Origin of the sequence: Methylophilus sp. 13, assembly GCF_015354335.1 — a bacterium.
GTDB classification, from domain to species: domain Bacteria; phylum Pseudomonadota; class Gammaproteobacteria; order Burkholderiales; family Methylophilaceae; genus Methylophilus; species Methylophilus glucosoxydans.
Genome location: NZ_JADKYR010000001.1, coordinates 332627 through 357782 on the forward strand (window position 1 = coordinate 332627; position 25156 = coordinate 357782).

The 25156-nt window shown below is 49.6% G+C and carries 24 protein-coding genes and 4 tRNA genes; 4 read left to right on the plus strand and 24 right to left on the minus strand.

Annotated elements, in window-relative coordinates:
* Positions 1 to 175: 175 nt before the first annotated feature.
* The 12 genes from INP77_RS01565 to INP77_RS01620 form a co-directional block, all read right to left on the minus strand.
* Positions 176 to 424: a helix-turn-helix transcriptional regulator gene (locus INP77_RS01565; protein WP_194746946.1), complete on the minus strand. Its 249-nt coding sequence runs from the start codon at positions 422 to 424 to the stop codon at positions 176 to 178.
* Positions 425 to 625: 201 nt separating this feature from the next.
* On the minus strand, positions 626 to 1480 hold the full coding sequence (locus tag INP77_RS01570; protein ID WP_194746947.1) for a YihY/virulence factor BrkB family protein: 855 nt from the start codon (positions 1478 to 1480) through the stop codon (positions 626 to 628).
* A gap of 261 nt (positions 1481 to 1741) precedes the next feature.
* The gene (locus INP77_RS01575) at positions 1742 to 2521 is read right to left on the minus strand and encodes a hypothetical protein (RefSeq protein WP_194746948.1); all 780 of its coding nucleotides are present in this window, start codon (positions 2519 to 2521) and stop codon (positions 1742 to 1744) included.
* A 2-nt stretch (positions 2522 to 2523) separates the two neighbouring features.
* Positions 2524 to 2712: a hypothetical protein gene (locus INP77_RS01580; protein ID WP_194746949.1), complete on the minus strand. Its 189-nt coding sequence runs from the start codon at positions 2710 to 2712 to the stop codon at positions 2524 to 2526.
* A 259-nt stretch (positions 2713 to 2971) separates the two neighbouring features.
* Positions 2972 to 4309 carry an FMN-binding glutamate synthase family protein gene (locus INP77_RS01585; protein ID WP_194746950.1) on the minus strand — a complete coding sequence of 446 codons (1338 nt, stop codon included), beginning with the start codon at positions 4307 to 4309 and terminating at the stop codon, positions 2972 to 2974.
* Positions 4310 to 4311: 2 nt separating this feature from the next.
* Entirely contained in the window at positions 4312 to 5004 is a 693-nt protein-coding gene (locus INP77_RS01590; RefSeq protein ID WP_194746951.1) for a protein glxC, read from the minus strand.
* Entirely contained in the window at positions 4992 to 5888 is an 897-nt protein-coding gene (locus INP77_RS01595) for a glutamine amidotransferase family protein (RefSeq protein ID WP_194746952.1), read from the minus strand. The genes INP77_RS01590 and INP77_RS01595 overlap by 13 nt, the downstream gene beginning before the upstream one ends.
* A gap of 58 nt (positions 5889 to 5946) precedes the next feature.
* The gene (glnT, locus tag INP77_RS01600) at positions 5947 to 7281 is read right to left on the minus strand and encodes a type III glutamate--ammonia ligase (protein ID WP_194746953.1); all 1335 of its coding nucleotides are present in this window, start codon (positions 7279 to 7281) and stop codon (positions 5947 to 5949) included.
* A 42-nt stretch (positions 7282 to 7323) separates the two neighbouring features.
* Positions 7324 to 7998 (minus strand): sarcosine oxidase subunit gamma, encoded by a 675-nt coding sequence (locus INP77_RS01605; RefSeq protein ID WP_194746954.1) that lies wholly within the window; start codon positions 7996 to 7998, stop codon positions 7324 to 7326.
* A gap of 2 nt (positions 7999 to 8000) precedes the next feature.
* Positions 8001 to 10889 (minus strand): 2Fe-2S iron-sulfur cluster-binding protein, encoded by a 2889-nt coding sequence (locus INP77_RS15000; protein WP_305076185.1) that lies wholly within the window; start codon positions 10887 to 10889, stop codon positions 8001 to 8003.
* Between the two features lie 2 nt (positions 10890 to 10891).
* On the minus strand, positions 10892 to 11152 hold the full coding sequence (locus INP77_RS01615) for a sarcosine oxidase subunit delta (protein ID WP_018987286.1): 261 nt from the start codon (positions 11150 to 11152) through the stop codon (positions 10892 to 10894).
* Positions 11153 to 11170: 18 nt separating this feature from the next.
* On the minus strand, positions 11171 to 12412 hold the full coding sequence (locus INP77_RS01620) for an FAD-dependent oxidoreductase (protein ID WP_194746956.1): 1242 nt from the start codon (positions 12410 to 12412) through the stop codon (positions 11171 to 11173).
* Positions 12413 to 12761: 349 nt separating this feature from the next.
* Here INP77_RS01620 and INP77_RS01625 point away from each other — a divergent pair, with 349 nt between their 5' ends.
* Together INP77_RS01625 and INP77_RS01630 are read left to right on the plus strand one after the other, a co-directional pair.
* The gene (locus INP77_RS01625) at positions 12762 to 13415 is read left to right on the plus strand and encodes an XRE family transcriptional regulator (protein WP_194746957.1); all 654 of its coding nucleotides are present in this window, start codon (positions 12762 to 12764) and stop codon (positions 13413 to 13415) included.
* Positions 13400 to 13858 (plus strand): GNAT family N-acetyltransferase, encoded by a 459-nt coding sequence (locus INP77_RS01630; protein ID WP_194746958.1) that lies wholly within the window; start codon positions 13400 to 13402, stop codon positions 13856 to 13858. Before INP77_RS01625 ends, INP77_RS01630 begins: the two co-directional genes overlap by 16 nt.
* Positions 13859 to 14146: 288 nt before the next feature.
* Here INP77_RS01630 and INP77_RS01635 read toward each other — a convergent pair.
* The 10 genes from INP77_RS01635 to INP77_RS01680 form a co-directional block, all read right to left on the minus strand.
* A tRNA-Leu gene (locus INP77_RS01635) sits at positions 14147 to 14233 on the minus strand.
* 78 nt (positions 14234 to 14311) lie between these two features.
* Positions 14312 to 14387: transfer RNA gene (locus tag INP77_RS01640), tRNA-Gly, on the minus strand.
* 18 nt (positions 14388 to 14405) lie between these two features.
* Positions 14406 to 14479: transfer RNA gene (locus tag INP77_RS01645), tRNA-Cys, on the minus strand.
* Between the two features lie 61 nt (positions 14480 to 14540).
* Positions 14541 to 14616, minus strand: a tRNA-Gly gene (locus INP77_RS01650).
* Between the two features lie 106 nt (positions 14617 to 14722).
* The gene (pgsA, locus tag INP77_RS01655) at positions 14723 to 15304 is read right to left on the minus strand and encodes a CDP-diacylglycerol--glycerol-3-phosphate 3-phosphatidyltransferase (RefSeq protein WP_194746959.1); all 582 of its coding nucleotides are present in this window, start codon (positions 15302 to 15304) and stop codon (positions 14723 to 14725) included.
* Between the two features lie 30 nt (positions 15305 to 15334).
* Positions 15335 to 17134 (minus strand): excinuclease ABC subunit UvrC, encoded by a 1800-nt coding sequence (uvrC, locus tag INP77_RS01660; protein WP_194746960.1) that lies wholly within the window; start codon positions 17132 to 17134, stop codon positions 15335 to 15337.
* 259 nt (positions 17135 to 17393) lie between these two features.
* The gene (locus INP77_RS01665) at positions 17394 to 17906 is read right to left on the minus strand and encodes a hypothetical protein (protein WP_194746961.1); all 513 of its coding nucleotides are present in this window, start codon (positions 17904 to 17906) and stop codon (positions 17394 to 17396) included.
* Between the two features lie 77 nt (positions 17907 to 17983).
* Positions 17984 to 18394: a hypothetical protein gene (locus tag INP77_RS01670; RefSeq protein ID WP_194746962.1), complete on the minus strand. Its 411-nt coding sequence runs from the start codon at positions 18392 to 18394 to the stop codon at positions 17984 to 17986.
* A gap of 186 nt (positions 18395 to 18580) precedes the next feature.
* Positions 18581 to 18760 (minus strand): 4-oxalocrotonate tautomerase family protein, encoded by a 180-nt coding sequence (locus INP77_RS01675; protein WP_018985002.1) that lies wholly within the window; start codon positions 18758 to 18760, stop codon positions 18581 to 18583.
* Between the two features lie 39 nt (positions 18761 to 18799).
* Entirely contained in the window at positions 18800 to 19531 is a 732-nt protein-coding gene (locus INP77_RS01680; protein ID WP_194746963.1) for a cation diffusion facilitator family transporter, read from the minus strand.
* Positions 19532 to 19637: 106 nt separating this feature from the next.
* On the opposite strand from INP77_RS01680, the gene INP77_RS01685 reads away from it, so the two are divergent.
* Complete coding sequence (locus tag INP77_RS01685; RefSeq protein WP_194746964.1) at positions 19638 to 20474, plus strand: 23S rRNA (adenine(2030)-N(6))-methyltransferase RlmJ; 837 nt, start codon at positions 19638 to 19640, stop codon at positions 20472 to 20474.
* A gap of 90 nt (positions 20475 to 20564) precedes the next feature.
* On the opposite strand, the gene INP77_RS01690 is transcribed toward INP77_RS01685, so the two are convergent.
* Positions 20565 to 21680, minus strand: coding sequence for a DUF2914 domain-containing protein (locus tag INP77_RS01690; RefSeq protein ID WP_228518642.1), 1116 nt, complete (start codon positions 21678 to 21680; stop codon positions 20565 to 20567).
* A gap of 233 nt (positions 21681 to 21913) precedes the next feature.
* Between INP77_RS01690 and INP77_RS01695 the strand changes: the two genes are divergently transcribed.
* Complete coding sequence (locus tag INP77_RS01695; RefSeq protein ID WP_194746965.1) at positions 21914 to 24106, plus strand: ATP-binding protein; 2193 nt, start codon at positions 21914 to 21916, stop codon at positions 24104 to 24106.
* 41 nt (positions 24107 to 24147) lie between these two features.
* Here INP77_RS01695 and INP77_RS01700 read toward each other — a convergent pair whose 3' ends face one another.
* Positions 24148 to 25131 (minus strand): crotonase/enoyl-CoA hydratase family protein, encoded by a 984-nt coding sequence (locus INP77_RS01700; protein WP_194746966.1) that lies wholly within the window; start codon positions 25129 to 25131, stop codon positions 24148 to 24150.
* Positions 25132 to 25156 lie beyond the last annotated feature (25 nt).

Sequence of the window (25156 nt, forward strand, 5' to 3'; positions counted from 1 at the left end):
AGCATACCAACACGCGCAACCATTAAAGAAAAAATCAGGGCTGCCGTAAACATGCCCCGCTCATGAGACATGACCGGCAAGAAAACCAGGTGGGATAACAAATATAGCGGAAAGGACAGTCTGGCCAGGAAAGAAGCCTGGCGATGACGACATGTGATCAAGTACAAGGCGATGTTCAGGCAACATGCACCTGCGCGACTGGCAGATCAGGCTCCCAACGGATCAGGGTAAATAAATCGCACTGCAGGTAAGCACACAGCTTGTTCAAGTGCTCGGTACTGGCATTATAGGTCCGGTCTTTGAGCATTCTGTGCAAGGTCATGCGGCTAATCCCGCTTGCATCTGCAATTTCGGTGATGGTGATGGTTCTGCCCCACTCTAATTGTTTTTTTAAAATAACGGTCTTTAACTCTACGTAAATCACACAACTTCCTGACAACTTTTGATTGTTCGCGTGTTTCAAGCGCGATGCCACACTTGGATAAAGTGTAGTCTGCACATGAATGCCTGGGCTTGATCGATATCAATCCTCCTCAACTACGCGACTGCCTGAGGACACAAAACATTATACAATTTTATAAAGTGTTTGCGATACGTGAAAAGACGCATGCTAGGCTGACTTGGTTCAATCAACGTCAATACGCTTTGCCGTGCCCATCACATGCGAATAGGCACGCGTCAATTCGGCGCCCATCAGGAATATCTGCGCGGAGTAATAAACCCAGATCAACAACACCAGAATGGACCCGGCCGCCCCATAGGCACTAGAAAACGCACTATTACCGATATAAATGCCAATCAGCCACTTGCCGATGGTGAATAAGACTGCCGTGATGACGGCGCCTATCCAGACCTCATCCCATTGAATTTGTGCACGTGGCATGGTCTTGTAAATCATGGCGAACATACCAGTCGTCAATGCAAAACTGAACACGGTATTCAGAATCCCCGCAATCAGTATCCAGCCAGAAAACACCGGCGACCACCATTTGCTGATCGCCGCCAACCCGGCGCTAAACACCAGTGAGACCATGAGCAAAAAGCCAATGCCCAGAATCATGCCAAACGATAACAAACGCACGCGCAACAGGTGCCACAAGCCGCTGCCTTCCCGCACCGGCGCTTTCCAGATACGGTCCAGCGAATCCTGCAACTCACCAAACACAGAAGTCGCCCCTACCAGCAATAGCACCACCCCAATGGCAGTGGCAGCAATGCCTTCGGACGGTCGGCTCACGCTTTCTAGCAGAGTTTGTATTGCCACCGCGCCACGTTGCCCCATCAAGCTATTCAACTGGCCAATAATTTCACCGCGCGCAGCCTCCTGCCCAAATACCAGCCCCGCAATTGAAATCACTATCAATAAAAGCGGTGCAATCGAGAACAACGTGTAGTAAGCCAGGGCGGCACCCATGCTTTGTGCGTAATCATCCCGCCAACCGACAAAGGCCGTTTTCACCAGTAGCCAGACTTGTTTCATCCAGATTATCCATGCGTAGACTATAAAGACTTGCCGTTTAGCAGCAAGGGGTAGCTTTGCCAACGGTAAACGCAGCAAAAATCAGACTCCAGCATACCTAAGGGCACGGCCACGCCCTATCGGTCAAAGGGGTATCTCGCTGTCAGAAATGGCCGACGGACTGAGCGACGGCTGACCGCAACAAGGTTACGCCGAAGCATGCGGGATTGGTATTCAAAGATTTGTAAGGCATCACCCAACCGTTTGGGATCCGCTTGCAGATTAGGTAGTGGCTAGACCTGCTGAAGGTCTACCAGTCTCCTGAAAGGTATCATACACAGAAAAATCAAACTCACGCGCACTGACAATCGACTCTTGCCGGATCACCAGCGGCAAATTGTCGCCGACTTTTTTGTAATCGGTAGTAAACATCACTTGCAACGTATCTTTGTCGCGATACCCGCTCACAAAAGGCAGAAAACTGATTTCCTGATCCGCACCCTCATTCTCGTTGGGCTCGCCCATGGTGGCCACCCGCCCCACATACACCTTGCGGTCATCCAGCACCAGCATCAGGTTGCGGTCGTTAATCATCGCCGAAAATAGCAACTGGTCCAAAGGACTGTCAGAAAACAACTCAGACATAATGACAATATCCACTTCTTCATCGCTATCGAGCTGCAAATAATGTTTAAGCCGCCAATACACCCACTTTGAAATCAATAACGGCATCAACAATGTCGTCAGGGCGATCACACCTAACAGCGCATAGCGCTTTTTATCCCCCTCGGTAAGCCCCAGGCTATCCGGCAGATAACGGGCCAGCAAATCGACATAATCGATACCAAGAGTACGCACGCCCTCAAACACCGGGATCGCTGACAGATTGATCAACAAAACATGAAAAATGGCCGCCGAGATCAGGCAGAGAATACCGAGATAGGCCGCTTGCAGGTAAAGATACTGGCCTTCGTAGCGATGCAGCTTAAAGAAGTACTGGGGATGGTAATGACAAACAAGAAACCCTGAAACCAGAATCAGCAGAACAAATAACACCCCCATGGCTATTTTTGCAGGGGAAGATTCGCAATCTTTGAAGCATCTGCCTGAAAACTGGCTGAATTGACAATGCTGGCTGGGTTAATTGTCACCGTGCCACGACCGACCACTTTTAATGTCGGGTATTTTTTCTTGGCATTTTTGACCTGCTCTGCCAGCAACTTACTATTGGCACTCATCTTTAGGAATAGCATTTCGACCTCCGTTGGGCTAAGAATGTCGCAATCTCGCAGCCTTGTCAACTATGAGGATGGCTAAGGCTATTTTTGCAGCAGTCTGAAATATTAAACCTTGAATGGAGTAATAGTAACGTTCAAAAGCGAACAGCTCTCCCCTACTGCCACATTGGATCGAGTAAAGACCAAAGGATAACCCTACGATCATCTACCAAACGTCAAGGGACAAGACCTCTTAGCCTTGCCCCTTCTTGCAGTATTGATTAGTCGCTTTATGTCAGAACGAAGACGCGCCTGGAATCCAGTTAGTGCCTGCGAGCGGAACCTTGGCCATCGCAGCGGATTCAATCGTGAGTGCCACCAAATCCTCAGGCTCCAAATTATGCAAATGAGATTTACCGCATGCTCTAGCAATCACCTGAGCCTCCATCGTCAGCACAGAGAGATAGTTTGCAAGACGACGGCCAGCTTTCACCGGATCTAAACGCTTCATCAACTCTGGATCTTGTGTAGTAATCCCTGCTGGGTCCTTACCTTCATGCCAATCATCATAAGCGCCGGCAGTGGTCCCAAGTTTTTGGTATTCCTCTTCCAGATGTGGATCGTTATCACCCAACGCAATTAATGCAGCGGTGCCGATAGCAACAGCATCTGCGCCCAACGCCAAAGCTTTAGCGACATCAGCACCATTTCTGATACCACCCGAAACAATCAGCTGAACTTTACGGTGCATACCCATATCTTGCAGCGCCTGAACAGCTGGTCGAATTGCCGCTAGAATCGGGATACCCACATGTTCAATAAACACCTCTTGTGTGGCAGCGGTCCCACCTTGCATACCATCGAGTACCACAACATCGGCACCCGATTTAACAGCGAGAGTGACATCAAAATATGGACGCGTCGCCCCCACCTTCACATAAATTGGTTTTTCCCAATCTGTGATCTCACGCAGTTCAGCAATCTTAATTTCCAAGTCATCTGGACCAGTCCAGTCTGGATGGCGACATGCAGAACGTTGATCGACACCTTTAGGCAAGCAACGCATTTTCGCGACACGGTCACTAATTTTCTGGCCCAGCAACATCCCTCCGCCACCAGGCTTCGCGCCTTGGCCAATCACCACTTCAATGGCATCCGCTTTCCGCAGATCATCTGGATTCATGCCATACCGGGAAGGCAAGTATTGATAGACCAGAATCGAAGACTGACCACGCTCCTCAGGCGTCATACCGCCATCCCCAGTGGTTGTACTGGTACCGACAGCACTTGCCCCACGGCCCAGCGCCTCTTTTGCTGGCCCGGACAGCGCACCAAAGCTCATGCCCGCAATCGTTACTGGGGTCTTGAGATGTATAGGTTTTTTGGCATAACGTGTTCCGAGGACCACATCTGTGCCACATTTCTCACGATAACCTTCCAGTGGATATCGACTGACAGAAGCCCCCAAGAATAATAGGTCATCGAAATGTGGCAATTTTCGTTTAGCCCCCGCGCCACGAATATCATAAATACCGGTGGCTGCTGCACGGCGAATTTCTGACATCGTTCCCGGATCGAACGTCGCAGAAAAACGCGGTTCTGTTTGCGGAGTTTTTTTAGAGGTATCGCTCATGATTAATATGCTCCTGCGTTATCAACATGGAAGTTATAGAGAGTGCGTGCAGAGCCAAATAATTTGAAGCTATCCGGATCCACCTCTGAGTGCCCGGATTTGGCCAGAAGATCCACTAAAATATTGCGTGACTCCTGATCCATCTCCTTCTCTTCACAATCGGCACCCAAGCTCTTGACGTTACCGCGCACAAAGAGTCTAGCCTCGTATAATGAGTCACCTAATGCCTCACCTGCGTCTCCAAGCACTACCAAGTTGCCTGCTTGTGCCATGAACGCGGAAAAGCTGCCCACAGAACCTCCAACCACAATATCAGCCCCTTTGAGCGAGATGCCGCAGCGAAGCCCGGCGTCACCGTCAATGATTAACAAACCACCTTGCGCCGTTGCGCCAGCAGCATTAGAAGCGAAGCCTTTCACATGTACCACGCCGGACATCATATTCTCCGCCACACCAGTAGATGCACTGCCGGTCACAGTGACTGTCGCCAGTTGGTTCATGCCTGCGGCGTAATATCCGGCGTGACCATCGATCGTGACATTCACCTCAGCATTCAGGCCAACTGCGATGTTGTGAGCCCCATTGGGGTTGCTAATGACCACATTTTTACCACTCAACTCTGCTGCAGGACGATGCAGATATTGATTCACTGTTCTCAACTCGGTATTTTCCAAGTCAAATTTTAGACTTTCCATACGTACATCTCCTTTGGTGAAGGTTCAAAAACGTGCGCATTCTTCACATCAGGAAGGTGGGCTAAAGAGCGAAACTCTGAAGCGATCGCGACATAATCATCATGCTCCGCGACCACTGCAGGCTTACACGCAAATGGATCCCTCACCAAGGCCAATTGATCTTTGGTACCCATCAGCAATGTATAGAAACCATCCAGCTCGTCGAAACCATGTTCAAGAGCGGTTTTCAAATCGTCACCCTCACGCATACGCCACTCAAGGAAGCGGCAGGCTGCTTCAGTGTCATTGTCGGTTTCAAAATTGATCCCTTCATGTTGCAGCTTGCGACGGAGGCTGTTGGGGTTAGAAAGAGATCCATTGTGCACCAGGCACCAGTCTGTGCCTGCTGTGAATGGATGCGCATGCGCTGGCGTAATGGCAGACTCAGTCGCCATCCGTGTATGCCCAACCAAATGCGTGCCACTCAACGCTGGCAAATCATAACGCGCAGCCACATCGGCAGGCAGGCCGGTATCTTTGTACACGTCGATCGATTGACCCACAGAAAGGATATGAATCTGCGGATAGGCTTGCTTGATCCAGCTTTTTACTTTCACGGTGTCCACTGCGGAGGTGAGAATCGCATGATTCCCCTTCACCGCGAGAGTGACCTGATCTGAGTGCTCAGAATTAAAGTCTCGCTCCAATGCCTTCCAGCTAAAATCTGCCGTCGGTGCATACAGGCTATATTTCAACGCATTTGCATCCACTGGCGACGTAAACACAGCCATGCCAGCAGAGTCCGGTCCACGCTCTGTCATCCCAATCAGCATCGGCATCATCAATTGGCCGATATTTGCACGCATACTCTGGTTTTTAACCAATAATCCTACAATCCCACACATCATTTTCTCCTATCAATACTTCATGTTCGATGACCAATGCGTCACGCACATCAAACAATTAAAAGAACTCAACATACCTATCAATTTCCCACTGGGAGACATGCCGTTGATAATCTATCCACTCCATGCGTTTGATCTTTAAAAACTCTTGGGCAAGATTTGCCCCCAGCGCATCCATGATGACCGCATCACTCTCAAGCGCATCCAATGCCTCACCCAGATTCTGGGGAAGGATGCCAATCTTCAACGCTTGAAGTTGCTCGGGGCTGTAATCGTAGAGATTCTCATCATGCCCCTTGCCTGGGTTTAACTGACGGGCAACGCCATCCAAGCCCGCTGCGATCACGGCTGCAGTTGCAAGATATGGATTACAGCTGCCGTCAGGGAGCCGCAGTTCTAAGCGGCCATAAGGAATACGCACCAATGTCGATCGGTTATTGTTACCGTAACTGATATACGCTGGCGCCCACGTTGACCCAGTTAATGAGCGCCCTACGACCAGTCTTTTGTACGAATTTACGGTCGGATTACATAAGGCGGTCAGTGCCGGGGCATGCGCGAGGATCCCGCCCAGGAAATGATAGGCCAGGCTAGACAACCCTAGGCCAGAGGGATCATTGTCGTCTTGGAACAGGCTTTTTTCTCCATCCCCTATGGACATATGCATGTGCATACCATTGCCTGGCCGATTGCTAAATGGCTTAGGCATGAACGAGCAGATCATGCCCATCTCATTGGCGATTTCACTCGCAGCCATCTTGAATAAAATGTAATCGTCTGCACTTTTGAGGCATTCGGAGTAGGTGTAGTTAATTTCAAACTGACCATTCGCATCCTCATGATCAATTTGATAAACATCCATCCCTGCCGCAATCAGCGACTCAGTTAACTTACCAAGATACTCAGAGTGTCTTGTGATCCCTTTATAGTCGTAACATGGTTTTTGCAACGTATCAGTTTCATCAAACGGCAGAATCTGACCCTGTTCGTCACGACGCAGTAATGAAAACTCTGGCTCTAATCCTGTGTAGAAGGTCCATCCACGTTCGGATAACCGGGCAATCTGCTTCTTAAGAACGACGCGTGCATCATATTCATGCGGTTTATTGTTAACATGCCCATCGCACACCACTCGCGCATAACCAGGTTGCCAAGGGACCAAGCCGATGGTGCTCAGCTCACCAACCGCCATGTAATCAGGGCCATTGGGTGCAATGCCTGTCCCCCAAATTGCACCACCAGCAAAACCTGCGCCTTTCGTCAGGATATCTTTGAGATGCTCAGCCGGCACGGACTTGACCTTGGCTACCCCATGAATATCGACGAATTGAGCAAGGACGTACTTGACCTTGTTTTCCTGCAAAAACTTTTGTGCTTCCTGCAAAGACTTCATTGAGTGCCTCACCTAAAATTTATTAATTAAAATTCGAAACGATCAAGAACTAGTTATCATCTGTTTGAAGTGAACATCCAGGCCAACAGCGCCTCCGCCAAACTCCCCGGCGATTTCAGTGAGCGTGCTCCACATGTAGTTACCATAGCTACCATCGCACCATAAGCGGTAGACCAGTTCCCCATTCAGCAATTGGCGGATTAAAGTCACAGACACGCCAGCCACACTGGTCAGCAACACAGCATCCGCAGCAAACGCGCTTTCACTCAGGTCTAGTGCACAAATTTCACTGAATGCACTGAGAAAATGCACGCCGCTCAGGATGAACGAAGCGTCATAACGCGCCACTTCATAAAGATTCTCTGGTGCATCATTTGCATTGATTGCAATCTGCCCCTGGTGGAAACCTTCCAATAAAAATTCACTCCGCCCAAGTCTTAACACCAATCCTCCAGCGTTATCTTTACGCCATGTATTGGGTGCTTTTGGTACGGTAAATCCTTGGGATTCAAGCCACTCAACGGCCTTTGCTCCTTTAATGCCTGCTCTGGAAAATGCGCTCACATCACAAATACCGAGCTTCTTCATCCGTTGCATCTCGATATCCGTATTTTCATAACTTAGAACGATTTCCATCCCGTTCAAGATTGCTTTCTTCATCGTTAACCCTGACTGCGCAAAACTGACGGGGGAGAGTCGATCAAATACCATTTCCATATTTAATCCCCTTCAATAAATGGTGACTGGACAACATAGGCCTCCACCATCTGGCCGCTGTCGGTTCTAATACTCAAGACGTCACCCAACGTTGTATTCGCTGGGGATACATATGCAAACCCGATGAATCTTTGCAGCGTAGGACTCAACGATAGACTGGTGACCCTGCCCTCAATCTGGCCACTCTTGCTGATCACTAAATTACATTCACATGGCACAGGGCCCTGGAAATCTGGCTTAAACGAAAAAGCCACCAGTTTTTTTAGCAGAGGACGTTTGCGGATAATTTGCAAACTGCGTTTACCGATAAAGAAAGGTTTATTGAGGTTGATGGCCCAGTCAGCACCAAGCTCAAAGGGGTTTGTAAGACCATCGGTATCATGCCCCACTAATGGGTGGCCCATTTCCAATCGAAGCAATCTTTGTGCCTCTGTGCCAAATGGTTTAACACGTTCATCAACACTTCCACTGTCTAGCAGCAAATTCCACAACTTAAGCACAGATGAGGCAGGCACATGAATCTCATAGGCCTGGTTAGAGACAAATCCAACGCGAATCACACGTGCCTTTATTTCTCCTATGGATGTATCGGCTACTGCACCTAATAAAAACTGGTCTTCAGAGAGATCCAACAGGGTGATTTTCTGAAGCACCTTTCTGGCCAATGGCCCGGCAATATTCACCGCGCCATATGCGCCCGTGACATTAATGAAGGTCACGTTCAGGCCCCAAATCTGATTCCACCGCTGCATCTCACGGTAAACCGCGGCGGCATTGCTGGTACTTGCGGTCACATAGAAGAAATTTTCTGCGATCCGGCACGCGACACCGTCATCTACCATCACCCCTGATTCGTCCAGCATTAAGGCATATCGGGAGCGCCCAACCCTTTGATCTTTAAAATTACCCGTGTAGAAACGTTCTAAAAATTCAGCGGCATTGGCGCCATGGATCTCTATCTTGCCCAAGGTACTGACATCAATGATGCCGGCTGCACTTCTGACGGCTTTTGCTTCATTCTGGATAGACTGCTCTTTGGTTTGTCCATCCACTTTGTAGTAAGCTGGACGTTTCCATGCGCCAACATCCGTGAACACTGCATCGTGTTCTGCGTGCCACTGATGCAGCGGGGTATCTCGATGAGGGTGCAACCCCCTGCCTGCCAAATGACCTATTGGTGTTGGATGAAAGAAGGGCCGTGCAGTCGTCGTGCCAATTTTATTGACTGGAAGACTTCTGATACGCGCCAGAATACGAATCGCATTCATATTTGAATGCTTGCCCTGGCTAGGCCCCATGCCAACGGTCGTGAAACGCTTCATTAATTCGATGTTATCGAAGCCTTCCTGAGCCGCATGAATGAAATCTTTGACGCTGATATCCTCATCGAAATCCACAAAGTTTTTACCTTTGGGATGCATCACAATCGGATAAGGATGGCTAGGCGATGAGCCGGCAAAACTGTCTACGGTGGCGTCGTTTCCAACATAGCCCAAATACTTGAGGGCATCAGAGGCAGCACGGGCGCCATCCTGGAGGCGTTGATTCAAGCCAAAAACACCGTTTACCTTACCTGCAGCGAAAATGCCATTGGGCAGTCTTGACGGTACGAATTGGTGTATTTGATCGTCATAACGCATGCCGGTGCCAGCCTGATAGAGCAATGCAGCAGCAGGCGCCCAGCCTGCACACATGACGATACCGTCACAGTCAATCTGTGTGGATTTACGAGTATCGGCCTGCGCAGAGGCTTCATCGTAATCCGCAACAATCGCGCCTTTGACGCCTAACTTGCCGGATACCGGCACAGCTTCATAGATGCAGGCACCGTTATGGATTGGGATGCCTTTATTTGCGACCACACTGGCAATGGCATCCGTCTCGCCACCCGCCCGCATATCAACAATCGCAGCGACCTCTACCCCAGAGGCAATCAGATCAAGCGCCACCCGGTAACCATGGTTATTAGCGGTGACGACTACGCCCTTCAAGAATGGCTTAACGGCGTATCGTGCGATGAGACGTTGCGCGGCCGAACCAAGCATGACACCCGGTAGATCATTGTTTCTGAACACGGGAGGTTGCTCAAAGGCGCCACTGGCAACAATCACTGCTTTAGCACGTACTTTTGTGATTCCAGATTCGTCTACGATCGGGATCAGATGATCAGCATAATATCCGGCTGCATAAGCGTTAGTTTTCACTTTTAAATTAGGCAGGCTTTGTGCTTCACTCAACATTTTGACTAACTGTTGGTGATGCTCTGAATTGCCTGCATTGTCGTAAGCAAAACTTCCGCCGGGGTTGGCATTTTCATCCACCAAAAGCACCTCTAAGCCTTCACGGGCCGCAGTCAAAGCTGCAGACAACCCTGAAGGGCCTGCGCCAACCACCAGGAGATCGTAATGCGAATGCTGTTTCTTTTTTAAGAGCCGCGGATAGTTAAAGTTCACTACGCCCAAACCAGCTGCGTTGCGAATGATGCGCTCCCAAAATGGAAACAAACCACGTGGGGTATGAAATGCTTTGTAATAAAAGCCGACTGGTAAGAGCGCCGATATCGAATCAAGAAAGCGCTTGTTATCCGCCATCACCCCGCCGTCAACATTCACTACTTGGAGTTTCATCCCCGCTTTAAGCTGAACAACATCGGCTCGGATATTGGTATCGACACCATCTGTAACCATGATGTTGACGTCATGATTTGCCAGGGTAAAAATGCCTCTTGGCCGGTGGTATTTAAAACTACGGCCTAGCACTTTCTCGCCTGCCGCCCACAAGGCGCTGCTAATCGTATCCCCTTCAAAACCCTCATATTCTTTACCTTCAAATGAGAATTTAATTTTGTTGTTCCGATTGATCCACTCACCGGAAGTATTTTGCAACCTCATGCTCATTTAGCAGCTTCCTGTTCGTATAAGTAGGTACGTGCTACGTTGTCTGTTAAGGTGTCTCTTTCTGCAACAAACCAGGTTCCGCTAGGAGAGTGATACCACCATTCTTTTTTTAGCCCTGGCGCGCCATTGCGGTTATAAACATAGTCAGCCCACTCTTTGTCGCTGCATTCAGCTTCGGGCATATCACGTAGCTCACCACCAAAGACAAATTCGCTTAGTGGTCTCACGCCATTAATCGGGCAAGTAAGTAATTTCATTTCTAATATTCCTGATGCTTAGTGACCGACCGAAGCCGCACCTTTTTCGCCAGTCAATTCGTACTCTTCAAATCTTGAAAGCCTGAAAGGCTTGATGAGATCTGGCGCCATATCGTTAGCAATCGTGGCAGCCATCGTTTTCCCACTGATCGGTGTGGCCTTGAATCCCCATGTCCCCCACCCGGCATCGAGGTAAAATCCTTCCACGGGTGTCTTGCCCATAATGGGAGAGAAGTCAGGGGTCATGTCTGCCATGCCGCCCCACTGCCTGACGATCTTCACATTGGAGAGGAATGGGAACATGTCTAACATGTGAGACGTCAGTCCCTCCACAAAGTCTAAAGAAGACCTGGTCGAATGAACCTCATAGGGATCCAACGAAGACCCCATGACCAATTCGCCACGGGAAGATTGACTGACGTAGACATGCAAGCTACCGGAAACCAGGATTGAATCCAGCCAGGGCTTCATTGGCTCAGTCACACAGGCTTGCAAGGGATGAATGACAATAGGCGTATCAATGCCAGCCATTTTGCAAATGCGGGGAGTGAACCCTGCCACCGCTGAAAGCACTCGGGGGGTAGAGATATAACCTCGGCTCGTTTGTACCCCTTGAACCTTACCGCCCTTGATATCGATGCCAGTCACCTCTGTACTCTGAAATATATCGACACCTAATCTATCGGCGCCGCGGGCGTAACCCCAAGCAACAGCGTCATGCCGCGCCACAGAACCTGGCCCATGATACAAAGCCCCTAAAATGGGCGCATGGCCACTGCAGCTGATGTCTAGCTGGGGGCAGGCTTTTGAAATCTCATCCGGACCAACGACATAACTATCCACGCCCACATGTTTATTGACCTCAGCGCGCCAACGCATTGTCCGCATCGCTGATTCTGTATGTGCCAATGTGAAATGGCCGCGCGTTGAATAGAATAGATTGATATCTAACTCTTCGGACAAACCTTCGTATATTTTGACGCTGGCATCATAGAAGTTCACGCCCTCTGGGGTCAGGTAATTAGACCTGACAATGGTGGTATTGCGGCCGGTGTTGCCGCCACCCAAATAACCCTTTTCAAGCACGGCAATATTAGTCATGCCATGGTCTTTAGCCAGATAGTAGGCAGCAGCCAAACCGTGTCCGCCTCCGCCAATAATGACTGCGTCGTAACTTTTCTTAGGGGTCACATTCTCCCTAAAAAACCGAGTCTCTTTGTACTCTTTACTCAACGCATATTTAAGCAATCTTAGAGGCATTCAACGCTCCGCAACGATCCAACATCAATCTCGACATGAAAATTTTATTCCCACCAGGAAACAACAATTCCATTTATACGCATTGCAAAAACCGCTGTCAACGGCTTTATGAATATTTTTTTCCTGTCAGGAATAAATTCACCTATTTTGCAATGATTTGGTGCATAATTTGGTCTGATGAACACATTTAGAGCATGTGAATATTGTTAAAAAGTGGCTGAGGGTGGATTAATGACTAAGAAAGAGTTAGTCAATTAATTCTCCAGCAGGAACTTGATTTACCGTCACTTGATTTATTGGGCCTGTGATAATTGAACGAGAAGAATGGATATGGGAGTTTTAGCCGCCAATGACCTCTGATTTGAAAAAAAATGTTGTCCCTATTACCGAAACAGAATCCAAACCTTTGGGTAAACACTTGGGGAATGTCATCAAAGAGGTCAGAAAACAACATGGCCTGACGATTGCTGATGTCGCTGAGAGAGCGAATATTAGTGTTGGAATGTTCAGTAAAATTGAGAATGGTCATGTATCGACCAGTCTTGAAACATTGGAACAAGTAGCCAACGCGCTTGGAGTAACGCTTTCAAGACTGTTCCGCGACTACAACGCTCCCTCAGGAAATGCACAATTCGTTAAAAAAGGGCATGGTATGGAAGTGGTACGTCGCGGTACAAAGCTCGGCCACACATATCATTTATTAGCCTATGACCAAGGGCCTCAAAAAACTTTTGAGCCGTTCTTAATCACGCTGGAAGATCAGGCGGAAGAATTCCCCCCTTTTGAACATGGCGGGACTGAATTTATTCATATGCTGGAGGGGGTATTAGAGTACAAGGTAGGCTTGGAGACTTTCTTACTTGAGCCAGGCGACTCACTGACCTTTAGAGGAGACCAGCCGCATCAGCCAGCCAAGCTCATAGAGGTCCCAATCCGTTTCCTGGCTATTATTCATCACGACCCAGTTGATCATTCAGGAGGCAGTGAGTGGACACAGTCATAAGTATTCGAGATGCACAAGAAAAAGATGCCGCTCAACTAGCCAACCTTCTACATGCGCTATTTAGTATAGAAGCCGATTTCAAACCAGACATGGAGAAACAAAAAGCCGGTTTAAGTATGCTGATATCACAACCAGAACATGGGGTAATCAAGGCGGCATTTACAGAAGACGGGAAACTGATTGGGATGGTTAGCGCGCAACTAGTCATTTCCACGGCACAAGGAGCACGCTCTGCTTGGGTAGAAGACATGGTCGTTCATGCAGAATTTAGACAGCAAGGAATTGGTAAAAAACTACTGCAGTCAGCATTGGATTGGGCAAAAGAAAAAGGAGCGACTCGTGCCCAGCTATTGGTCGATATTGAAAATGAACCCGCGATAGGATATTACCGGCACCTGGGTTGGGAAAGCACTCAGTTAAATGCGAGAAGATTATTTTTATAATTGTTGTACATTTTTAACTAGTCACATCTCACCGGCTAAGGTAGGAAAGAATGCTCATTCACAAACTACCTTTTTCTAAGTGGCTAATTTTGTCACTTCGTAGAAATGAAAACGGAGCTTGGCTCTCATAAATGGAGATCTGGACTTCACCCGCGCTGCTAGACAACCGAATACATGACTCCCACACTAATCCCACAGCATGAATAAAAAATACAGTCATTCACAGACAGGTGTAGAAAAATTTGAAAATGAAAACCAGCCTAATTAGCCAGTATACAAGGGAAGTATTGGTGCCCGGAGCCGGAATCGAACCGGCACAGCCGTTAAGCCGAGGGATTTTAAGTCCCTTGTGTCTACCAGTTTCACCATCCGGGCGGTAGGTCTAGCAAGCTTTGCATTCTAACACCGTGATCTATTTTGCATAGCGGTGAGAATGTGTGCTTGAGAAAGATTTGGAGCGGGAAACGAGTCTCGAACTCGCGACCTCAACCTTGGCAAGGTTGCGCTCTACCAACTGAGCTATTCCCGCATATTTACAACATGAGACTGGAGGCGCGAGCCGGAGTCGAACCGGCCTAAACGGCTTTGCAGGCCGCGGCATAACCGCTTTGCTATCGCGCCAGAACCAACAACATAAAAACAACTTATGTTAAAAAGGGAAAGCCGCGCTTTCCCCAGAATTTGGAGCGGGAAACGAGTCTCGAACTCGCGACCTCAACCTTGGCAAGGTTGCGCTCTACCAACTGAGCTATTCCCGCGTATTTCCTTACGTCATGTGTCGTAAAGAAGCTGGCATTTTAATGATTTTGAGACCGGTGTCAAGGAAGATTTTGAAAATAATATTTCTTTTTTCGCCTTGCTTTTTTAGATGGTTTCGCGTATCGCCGGCCACGCTGCACGCAGGTAGTAACCCATAGAGATCAGGGTTAGCAATGCGGCGATCACAATGAGCCATTCACCCAGCCACTGGATGTTGATGCCAAACAATGGATCGAACCACAGCAGCAGAATGATGGCGACCATTTGTGCGGCGGTTTTGATTTTACCGACCATGGCAACGGCGACATTGGCACTTTTGCCTATGCTGGCCATCCACTCGCGCAAGGCACTGATGGCAATTTCACGGCCGATGATAATCAGTGCAACGACAGCGCCGACGCGGTGCAACTCCACCAGCACAATCAAGGCGGCGGCCACCATCAGTTTGTCAGCGACCGGGTCTAGAAAGGCGCCAAACTTGGACATTTGATGATATTTACGCGCCCAGTAACCATCCAGCCAATCGGTAAATGAAGCCAGAATAAATACACTGGCCGCGGTGAGGTTTACCCAGTGTGCTGGTAGCCCGTCGCTAGCGACGGCATTCGCGGGCAAAAAGAAGATACCAACAAACACCGGGATCATCGCGATGCGTAGCAGGGTGAGTATATTGGGGACATTCCACATGGTTATTTTGCTCAGGGCTGTTGCAATGGCTTAATGCAATCGTTCGTATATGGTTTGCGCCAGTGCCAGGCTAATGCCTTCGACTTGTGCAATCTCGTCTATGCTAGCACTTTTTATTGCATCCAGGCCACCAAATCGCGTCAACAAGGCTTTGCGGCGCTTGGCCCCTACCCCTTCAATGTCTTCCAGGCTGGAGGTGATCCGTGCTTTGGCGCGCTTGGCGCGATGGCCAGTAATGGCAAACCGGTGCGCCTCGTCGCGTATTTGTTGCAGTAAGTGCAAGCCGGGGTTATCCACGGGCAGATTAAGCATTTCGCCGGTGTCGGAGAAAATCATCGTTTCCAGGCCAGGCTTGCGCTCCTCGCCCTTGGCAATGCCAATCAGCAAAATATCATCCAAACCAACTTCCTGCATGACCTCCATCGCCACGCCCAACTGGCCCTTGCCACCATCAATAAAAATCAGGTCAGGGCGCTTGCCCTCGCCCGCAGCGACTTTTTTATAGCGCCGGGTCAGCACATCCCGCATCGCCGCATAATCATCGCCTGGCGTGATGCCGGTGACGTTATAGCGGCGGTATTCACTGTTTTGCATATCGCCACGGTCAAACACCACGCAACTGCCCACAGTGGCTTCACCCATGGTATGGCTGATATCAAAGCACTCAATGCGCTCGGTGTTCTCGGCAAGGTTAAGCGCCTCACGCAACGAGAGCAAGCGTGCCTGTTGGTTGGCCGAAGTCGCCTGCCGTTGTTGCAACGCCAGTTCTGCATTGGTCTGCGCCATCTTGAGCCAGACCTTTTTATCGCCAATCGCATTAGTCAGCACGCGGATTTTGCGTTCAGCCTGCTCGCTGAGCATGGTTTCAAATTCAGTTTTGTCGATCTCCGCCCCACACACCAGCAACGGTGGCGTGTTTTGCGCCACATAATACTGGGTAATAAACGCCTCTACCGTTTCTACCAGCTCGGCATCCTGCGCGTTCTTGGGGAAAAAGCTCTTGTCACCCAAATGGCGCCCGCCACGGATCATCACCAGATTAATGCAGTGCTGGCCCTCAATCTCGGCGCAGGCAATCACATCCGCATCACTCACGCTAAAGTCACTGACAAACTGCTTGGCCTGCACCTGACGCAAGGCCTGAATGCGGTCACGCAACACCGCCGCCTGCTCATACTCCATGGCCTCAGCTGCGGCATTCATCCCATCAGCCAAAGAATCCATCACTTCACTGGTTTTGCCGAGCAAAAACAGCGCTGCGTGACGAACATCACTCGCATAGTCTTCTTGGGAAATCAGATTCACACACGGTGCAGTACACCGTGCAATCTGATACTGGAGACAAGGCCGTGACCGGTTAGCAAACACCGTGTTTTCACAGGTGCGCAGCTTAAACACCTTTTGCAGCAACTGTATGCTCTCACGCACCGCTGGCGAGCTGGGGAACGGCCCAAAATACTGATGCCCTTTGCGCTGCGTGCCACGATGGAACGCCAGCCGCGGAAAAGCATCGCCTGTCAGACTAATATAGGGATAAGACTTATCGTCGCGAAACAACACGTTATAACGCGGCATGATGCTCTTGATAAGGTTATTCTCAAGCAACAACGCCTCTGCCTCAGAGCGCGTCACGGTCGTCTCGATATTGGTAATCTGCGACACCATCATTTTGGTACGCGGACTGGCGAGGTTTTTATTAAAGTAACTCGAAACCCGTTTTTTTAAATCTTTGGCTTTACCGACATAGATCACGGTATTTTCCGCATTGAGCATGCGGTAAACGCCTGGCAGGTTTGGAAGGTTTTTCAGGATGGGTTTGGGGTCAAACATGACGGCATTTTAGCATCATGAGATTTGTGTGGGTTCAATATGCATGCAGCCATTAAATCTCTTACTTACAACAAAATTCAAAGTAAATACTCGTGCCCCGGTTTGCGAGACCAATCGCAAGATCTCTGCTTTAAATAACTCACTATATCAAGCGTGTGCTCGTTTGATTGTTTTAGTCAATTAACATCTTCTAAAAGTTAAGTACATATGTCTACTTTTCTAAGGCAAGTCCAGCGTCCCTGTTGAATGATGGGTTAGGCTAGACATTGCGCTGAACCTCTACGGAAACTTCATGAATAACTTCAGCACAAAGTAAAACAAACTTATCATCAACCTCCACTAGCGTTGAAATTTCAGACACATCACCTTCATCAAAAAAATCCTCATCTGGAAGCTTGACTCTAAAAGGTAGTGTGGCGGCCTTTTTTACTAAATCCTCATAACTACGCCCCTTACCATGCTTGAGAACATTGACTGCGAGTTGAAGGTCTGAAAACTTTTCTTTCAGCACCCTCTTGCCTTGGCTTTCTAAGATTTTTCCAGCTTTTTTGAATCCATCTCTACATTCCAACTGATTTTGAAGGATGGCATCAAACATCGAGAACATACCAACAGCAGTAATGGCTTTTTGTAGCTGCACCATTTGAAGAGTCTTCACCAATGTGGTGGCGGCACTTATTTGTAGTTGATCAACAGTACGTTTCTGCGCTTCATTCAGTGCACTGAGACTGAAAGCCGTACTACGCTGAACAAGTTCATTGAAGTCGTGCATATTTCTTAATAGCCTAACGTAGAAGTAACCGGCCTGCGCGGCTTTTTGCGCAGGTCCGGTTGACTGCCGGGTTCGGCCTAAATGCCCGCCCGCTGCATAAGCGACGCGGCACTAGCTGCATTTGTAGCTCCGTGATTATTTGCGACAACAGTTTGTGCAACAAAGTGAATGTTGTACGCGGCAGATAGAGCACTCACCCAGCCAACAGTCATTCCGCTCGTGCGGCAAGCACAAAAGATGATGTCGCACTTGGCCGCAGCAAAGGCAGGAAGACTTTGCTGGAGCCGCGAATTGGGGTCACCCTGACTTTCAATGCCGACTACCAACCCGTTTACGCCACGCATGATGACGGCAATGTCTTTTGTGCCGTTGTGGAGTGCCTGGATCGTGGCAGAGGGGTATTTGGTTTGAAGTGCATGAAACAGGCGAATCAGGGTGTCGGACTTGCCGCAATTCCCCGGCCCCTGCAATGCGAAAAGATGTGGCATGTGGTCTCCCTTTTGTTAGGCCCAACGTAATGTAGACACCGAAATCGGTGTATATCCTGAGGCAGAGCTATTGTTACCATCAACCATCATTTCAATAACCCTTTGCTTATATTTATAAATTAAATAATCATAAGTAACAAAATTTTATTAAACCAATAACAAAGCACACCTGGGCAATAACACTAGCTACCCTAAAAGCTCCCCACCTATCGCCCAATCCTCATACTCGACCTCTTCAAACACGATATAGGTGTAATTCGCTGGTTTGTGCGCGTGCTTTTGCAATGTTTCGGTAATCTCTTTGGCGATTTGTTTTTTCTGCTCTTTGGTGACAGAGCCTGCTAGTTTCACATTGACATAAGGCATATTGACGCTCCTTCTGTGGTTGGTTAAATGATCTTTAAACTAGTGATGATGGCCTGCACCACCGCGGAGAATATCGCGGATGAGGTTGAGCGTGATCACCAGCAGCAGTACTGAAATCAGGATAGAGAGGATGGGGTCTATGCTCATCCAGCCGGTAAAGTAGATGACTACGCCTGCGACCACGGCGGTAACAGAGCCGAGTAAGTCGCCTAGCACATGCAGGAATGCGGCACGGTGGTTTAAGTTAGCATCGCCACCATGATGTTCATGTTGATGGTGCATGTGTTTGGCAACAACAACGTTAACCAGTAAGCCTACCAGAGCAATGATGCTGACATAGCCGCCTGCGACTGGCCGCGGATTTTGCAAGCGCTCGATGGCTTCGTAGACAATCCAGCCGGTGACTAGAAGCATGGAGACGGCGTTGATCATGGAGACGAGACGTTCGGTTTGCTTGGAGGCTGGGTGCCCGCTGCGTGCCTGCTGTGCTGCCCACATCGCAAGGCCGAGTGCCAGCACATCAAACAGCATGTGCCAGGCGTCGCTGAGCAAGGCGAGGGATTGGGTCCACCAGCCGCCGACAAACTCAACCACGGTAAAGACGGAAATGGCGAGAAATGGCAGCCAAAACGGGTTACCGTGCTCGTGATCATCATGGCTATGCGCATGTTCGTGGCTATGATCATGCCCGTGATTATCTGCGTGATCGTGACCATAAGGGCAGCGGCCAGAAGAGTGAGAATGTTCGTGAGGTGTATGGCTAGGTTTCATGATGGCATGCTAATGCAAATTAGCTGCTTTTCACAATAGCCTGACTGACATAAAACAGTCTCTAATGAAAAATCTGGGATAATGCTGGCTTGTAGAGAAAATCATCATGTTAAGTTACAGACACGCCTTTCATGCTGGCAATCATGCCGACGTTTTAAAACACTGGATGTTCAGCCTGGTGCTGGATTATTTTAACCAGAAGGATAAGCCTTATTGGGTGGTTGATACCCATGCCGGGGCCGGACTGTATCGCCTGGACAGTAGCGTAGCGAATAAAACAGCGGAATACGTGGATGGCATTTTGCGTTTGCAGCAAAGCCAGGCGCCTGAGCCGTTTCAAATCTATCTGGAGGCTGTTGCCGCAGCAAATAAAGATCAGCAGATGCTTTACCCGGGCTCACCTTGGCTGGCCAGCCACTTAATCAACCCGGTGGATAAATTACGCTTGTTTGAGCTACACCCGGCCGATGCGGCTTTGCTGGAACAGCAATTTGCATCACAAAAACGGCAAATCGCGATTCAGCAAAAAGACGGCTTTGAGGGCATCAAGGCTTGCCTGCCGCCACCGACCAAACGCGGGATCGTGCTGATTGATCCGCCTTATGAAGTCAAAGACGATTATGCGCGCGTGGTGGATTGCATTAAAGACAGCCTGAAACGCTTTGCCACAGGCACTTATTTAATCTGGTACCCCCGCTTGCAACGCCCAGAACCGCAGCAAATGATAGACAAGCTGCGCCGTCTGGACACCGACTTTTTGCATGTGACGCTGGATGTAGAACAACCTTCAGCCGACGGCTTTGGCATGTATGGCAGTGGCATGTGGGTGATTAACCCGCCGTGGACCTTGCGGCAATCGGTAGAGCCACACCTGCAGTGGCTGGCACAAGTGTTAGCGCAAGATGCAGGTGCGCAAGCCAGTTGCGAAGGCAAACAGCGCTAGACTGGCTTTGATTCAACTGGGCTTGATTCAACTGGGCTTGATTCAACTGGGCTTGATTAGGCGAGCTGGAATGGGCAAACAGCCACGCCACTAATAGCGGATACGGATGCGTTTATGCGTATCCCTGCCCTGCCCAAGCGTGACGGTGAATTGATGGCTGGCGATGGTTTGCCGGTTGCCAGTCTGGATACGCACCCGCCACTCGCCTGGCGTGAGATTGGTTTTATAGGTATAGCCGCGATAACCGCTGTCACGTCCGCCTGTCAATGAAAACCCCGGGGTAGAGACACTCACCCACTGGTCACCCTGTTTTTTCTGCCAATCATGCAGCAGATGGGTTTTGAGGCCTTGTGGCGCAAAGATGGCAGAAAAGCATACTAGCCGTTGACCGGGCTGCAAATAAAAATGGTCGGTATCCACCCGCCAAAACTGCCACCAGGGCGACTTTTCCACCGTCATCCAATAGCCTTGTGGTGACTTTTCCAGATCGTAGGCCACCACTACGGCTTGCTTGACCAACGGCACAGGCGGAATCATGTCTTGCCGATAAGCCAGCATGAGTAACCCGGCGATTGCCCACACCGGCCAGATTCGGCCTCTATGATGCGGCGCGCGCTGGTAAAGCACATAAGTGATGGTCGCCCCGAGCAAGGTACTCAGGTAAAACCAAGCCGCATGCACGCTGCCAAACAAAAAGGGAAAGGCAAAGTTACACCAGAGGATGGAGCACAGGCCGAACATACTCCAGCATAAGCTCAGGCGCCGGTACTCACTCTCAAGAAACTCGTTGGCGACCAGCAACGCGCCCAACACCATGGTAATAATCCAGGCCACGCCCTCGCTGGAGCTTTTGAAGTACAGAATAAACAGAGCGCTTAACAGGCTGCCAAACAAAAATTGTAATACCCAGTATGGCCAATCGTGCACTGGCCAGCGCGTGACTTTGTGCTGTACCCATTGGAAGCTCAACAGCCGCTCGCCTAGCCGCCGGATGGAAGAAGAAGGTTCGGCCAACTGGTACATGAGAATAGCGGCCACCAGCAAATACAAGGCAAAAATGATCATGTCGGACATCGCGACTTTTTTGCCTATGGTAATCGCGTCCCAGACAAAGCCGCCGATAAAAAACACTATCGGCAGCGCCATGCGGCTACGGGCGAGCCAACGTGACCATCTTGAAAGGGCTGGCGCTTGATCAGTCATCATTCATTACACTTTCCACATCTCTTATCAGGCAGCGTTTTGTATCAGGGCGGTATTTTGCGCATGCGATGCACGAAACACAATCTTATTTTGCGCGTTTGAAAAGTAAACTTACTTTGATAATCAAACCTTGCCTGTTAAACTTTAAGTTATCTTAAGAAAAAGCCGTTAACTATCAATAAAGTTAAGTTTTTCTCTCACTAATCATTGGCTAATACCCTGATATCCCATCAAACATGCGAACCCTAGTAAAGCAGTTGGTGTACAAAGTAAGCGAGATCAAATCTGTCAGTTATGAAACTGAGCAGGCACTGATCCGCGTGCTTTTTGTCAGCATGATTACGCTTTACTTGCTGATTAACCGCAGCAGCTATGAACCCGTATTGTTGTGTCTGATTTATCTGGGCTTTGGTTTTCTGATGTTGTATAACATCTTGCGCAACCCGGCCAAAAACGAAAAACGGCAATGGACCGCCATGGTGATGGATATCACCGCCACCTCGCTAGAGCAAATGATCTCGGGGGCGATGGCCGGCGTATTTATCGGCATTTATCTGTGGCTGATTATTGGCTATGGCTTGCGTTATGGCACCAAGTTTTTCAAAGGCTGCTATATGCTAAGCCTGGTGGGCTTTAGTCTAACCTTGTATTTAAACCCTTATTGGATAGAACACCAGCATCTGGCTTATGGCTTTTTGCTGACGCTGTTACTGATTCCACCGCATGCCCTACGGTTGCTGGTGAGCCTGGAAAAAGCCACCAAAGAGGCTGACCAGGCCAGCGAGGCAAAGACAAACTTTCTGTCGAATATCAGCCATGAGATGCGCACACCGCTCAATGGCATTATTGGCGCCAGTGAACTGCTGGCCCAGACCAAGCTTGACCGCAAACAAGCCGAATTCTTGAATATGGTTGGCGCCTCAGCCAGCAGCCTGAAAAAACTCATCAATGACGTGCTCGATATCAGCAAGATTGAAAAAGGTAAAGTCGATCTCGAAGAGATTGCTTTTTACCTGCCCGACTTGATCAACCGCTTGCACCTCGTGTTTCAACTTGAAGTGGAGCGCAAGCAACTCTGGTTGAAGTTCAATCTCGCCAATGAAGCGGAACGGCACTTTTCTGGCAGCATGCATCATCTGGAGCAGATATTGACCAATTTGATCGCCAACGCGATTAAATTCACGCAGCACGGTGGCGTCGAGATCACGGTCAGTGTCCAGGAACAGTATGCCAACCGCAGCCTGTTATGTTTCCGCATCCAAGATAGCGGCATCGGCATCAAGGCAGAGGCCTTGCCTTTTATTTTTGACAGCTTCACCCAGGCCGATAGCAGCATCACCCGGCGTTATGGCGGCACGGGCTTGGGTACGACGATTGCCAAACAACTGGTTGAGGTCATGGGTGGCAGCATTAGCGTGAGCAGCAAGGAAAATGTAGGCACAGTCTTTGAGGTCAGCTTGCCCCTGACGCACGCAATCGCGCCCAGTGTTGACAGGAGCACCGAAATCAACCTGGATAACGCCTCCAATGTGGTGCCATTAAGTAGCCACACCCGATTCCGCAAAAAAATCCGTGTGCTGATTGCAGATGATAATGTAGTCAACCGGATGATCCTGAATGAGACCCTGCAAAGAATGCACTGTGTGGTGAAATCCGTGGACAACGGTGATGCCGCGCTTGATACGCTGGAGCGGCATCAGTTTGACCTGATGATCCTGGATTACAACATGCCTGAGATGAATGGCCTGGAGGTGTTCAGGATTTATCATGCCTTGCCGGGCAGTCAGCCTACCCGTACCGTGATCCTCACCGCCGATGCCACCAAAGCCACACAAGATCGCTGTTTGCGTGCCGGTGTTTATCAGGTATTGACCAAGCCTGTGGTATCGCGTCAGATACAAACCCTGGTGGAAGCGATTACAAGCACACTGGACACGCAAGCTGGCGCCGAGGCGCTTGCCGCCACCACATCCACCAATAGAAAACGTGGCAAACTGCAATCGCCAGCAGATGCCCATCCCTCGGCAACCGCAGAAAGTATCCCGACCATTGCACCGATGACCGAGCCGCTGCTGGATCAGGACCGTATGGCGCACTTGCTCAAGCTCGGTGGCAGCGAGGCGTTTTTAAACAAACTTATCCGCGAATTTATCGAGACAACAGATGACCTGGTCCGCGACTTAGGCAAGCAATGCATGGACCTCAACTTTGCACAAGTTCATACACTGGCGCACAGCCTGGCTGGGGAATCCGCCAACATGGGCCTGATTCCATTGAGCAAGCACAGTCGTCGCCTGCTGGGCTTAAACATGAAGGATGCCTCGACCATTTCCCTGCTATATCAGGCAGTTGCAGACTGCTACGAAGAAACCCGTGGCCAGCTCATGCAACAGCGAGACAAGCTTTCATCCAAGCGGTCAAAAAAATAGCTAGTGCAAGCGCCAGGCATCCCCAAATATCAAGCACACGCTTACTGGTTCACCACGCGATCATGCACGAAGAACGCCTCACTTTCAGTGGACGGTGTCAGCACAGCTTCTCTCTGCTGATCTGCAGGCACTGGCTGAAACAAGCGTGACTGCGCACGATAAAAACGGTCCATCACTTTCAAGTCGCGCTCACTGAGTTGCAAGGCATTTTCAACCCAAAGCTGCACAATCGCCATCAATTCATCATAGCTTAGCGGATGAATTTTTTCCTTGGCTTTTTGTGCGGATAAAAACCCTGCGGCATGTTTATTGTTTTTATCGATAAAGGTGCGTACGGCCTGCTCGCCTTCCCCTTGCTCGACCACCATATCGATCAACCCCATTTGCAGGCACTCTTCCGCGCTATAGCGCTCGCACCCCAAAATCATCTTGTCAGCCACTGCCATGCCTGCTTTGCGTGCAATCAGGCTGTACGCCCCCATGCCTGGAATCATATTAAAAAACAGCTCTGGAAAGCAAAACACAGCTTGCCGCTCTGCGATCAACACATCACTGGTTAAGGCCGCTTCTATGCCTGCCCCCAACACCTCACCTTGCAGCAGTGAAATTTTGGTGACATTGGCCAGTTGAAAGCGGAAAGCGCGTTGTGCCACCACGTCTATACTGAGTCTGGCATAGGCCTCCAGTTGCGCCCGGTCCTGTTGGCGGATGGCAGCAGCCATCTTTTGCAGATCGCCACCCATATTAAAATAGCCGGGCGTGGCAGAAGCGAATACCGAATAGCGGATTGGCAATGACGCCCCGTTCGCGGCTTCAACATAACCGCCACTGCGTTCGATATCATGGTGGTGCGCATGCAAGTCCAGCAACAAGGCGTGATTGATGCACGGAATCCGTTGCGGCTGCGAAAGATAAGTCCACAATGCCTGCGATTTTTCATCATAACGGCAATACACCTGGCCGTAATCATGAGCAAGCAAGCGTTGTTGAGGGAGGTAAGGCAGTGTTTGTTCGCACGATTTCATGGGTTTCTCCTTGGATATTGGCAAC